Origin of the sequence: Kitasatospora sp. NPDC091257 (assembly GCF_044757675.1) — a bacterium.
In the GTDB taxonomy this organism is placed as follows: domain Bacteria; phylum Actinomycetota; class Actinomycetes; order Streptomycetales; family Streptomycetaceae; genus Kitasatospora; species Kitasatospora lactacystinica.
Window position 1 is genome coordinate 1 of record NZ_JBIVVI010001617.1, and the last position, 1,591, is coordinate 1,591.

Annotated in this window: 1 protein-coding gene; it reads right to left on the bottom strand. The window is 70.3% G+C overall.

Going from position 1 to position 1,591, the window contains the following annotated elements:
* Positions 1-1,019 precede the first annotated feature (1,019 nt).
* Positions 1,020-1,388, bottom strand: a complete 369-nt coding sequence (locus ACIQOV_RS40780; RefSeq protein WP_401056106.1) for a hypothetical protein — start codon at positions 1,386-1,388, stop codon at positions 1,020-1,022.
* Positions 1,389-1,591: the final 203 nt, after the last annotated feature.

The window sequence follows — 1,591 nt, forward strand, 5'->3', positions numbered from 1 at the left end:
CTCCCCCGCACCGGCGACCCTGCCCGTTACTGGACCGCCCTCGTCACCGCCGGCGAACTCCTCACCACCACCCCCAACCCCGACACCCGCCTCACCTACGCCCTCACCCACTGCCGCACCCAAGCAGCCAGTACCTGAGTTCCGCGCCGTGCGCAGGAAGTCGGACCCGCCGACTTCCTGCGCAGCGTGGCAGGAGCCGAGCGCGTTCACCGTCGCGCATCCGCGAGCAGCGCCCGAGCTCGACTCTGTCGGTGATCTTGGATGACCGGGCTCAGGTACCAAGGGTTCGGCAGGACTTCGGCCGGGGATGTCGTGCTCGTCCGGGTAGGTCGGGAAGGCGGTCAGCGGTCTCGATAACGGGGTTTCGTCTCGGTGACACGTGCGGCGAACCCCCTTCCAGCTGATGATGTGCCCGCGGGGGACGTAGCGAGCCGTCGTGTCGTGGGGGAAGACGATCGCCGAGGCGGAGGGTGGCACGCTGCCGTCGCCGGCGGTGCGCCGGCGCAGGCGGCCTGCCCTGCCGCGGTAGTAGTTCTGCACGAGGATCTCTGCCGCAGAGCCTCGGCCTGTGGGCCGGGGCGGTACTCCGACTCGTGCCGCTGGAGGTGCTCCGTCAGGCGGCAGGCGTCGTTGCCGGCAGCGAGGATCCTGGTCCTGGGCCGGGTGGGGTTCTTGCCCGGACGGACCGGGCGTCCGTCGCGCGGGTACCAGCCCGCGAAGCCCCGTTGCACCACAGCCCGTCCAGCCGGTCTCCGACCCACATTGCGGTCGTGCCGACGGGGTTGCTCGACCGCGCGATCCGAGCGGTTAGAGAAGGGACTTGATCACCGGAGCCGGGGTGGAGCGACAACTGACACCTCAACAACTGCACGGTCTTTGATCAGCCCCGAGCATGCCCGCTGATCACGTCGGCACCGGCGCGTCCGGTCCCGGCGCCCTCGGTCAGGTCCTCGGGTCAGGCACCCGACCGAGGGTCCGGGCGGAGCCGGCGGATCAGCGGAGCCGCCGGGGGCGCCGGATCAGGAGACGCGCTTCAGCTGCCAGGCGTTGTTGTTGAAGCTCGGGTTCGACCAGGCGACGCAGCTGCTGGTGTAGTAGGAGCCGGTCTGGACCCATCCCGCGGGCGGGTAGGTGGTGGAGCAGGCCTGGACCACGGTGCCGACGGGCAGTCCGGTGAGCTGCTTGATCTGCTTGATGTTCGGGCTGAAGCTCTGCGTGCCGCAACTGCTGCTGTAGCCCCAGTTCACGTCGACGAAGCCGGCCGGGGTGACCACGCTTGCGCACGAGGTCGTGACGTCACCCGGGGCGGCCTGGGCGGGCGCGGCGGCCAGGGCGAGCATCGCGGCGGTAGCGGCGACGGCCATACAGGTGGTACGAAGGCGAATCATGGGTGAGGCTCCTTCTGGTCGGGGGTGGCCGGTCAGGCCGTGGAGCCATTCCTATGGTTTGATCGCCGGTTTCGGATAGCGACTTTCAGGCCTAAAGATCCAGCGCGCAGAGCGGCGGCCAGGACGCGCGGGAAGGCGGGAGCGGGAGAACGGGACACGCGGGGAAGGCGGGGGCGGGCCCGGACCGGGTCCGGGCCCACCCC

Coding starts and splice junctions, on each gene's coding strand:
- ACIQOV_RS40780 (WP_401056106.1), bottom strand. CDS start 1,388: ATGATTCGCCTTCGTACCACCTGTATGGCCGTCGCCGCTACCGCCGCG.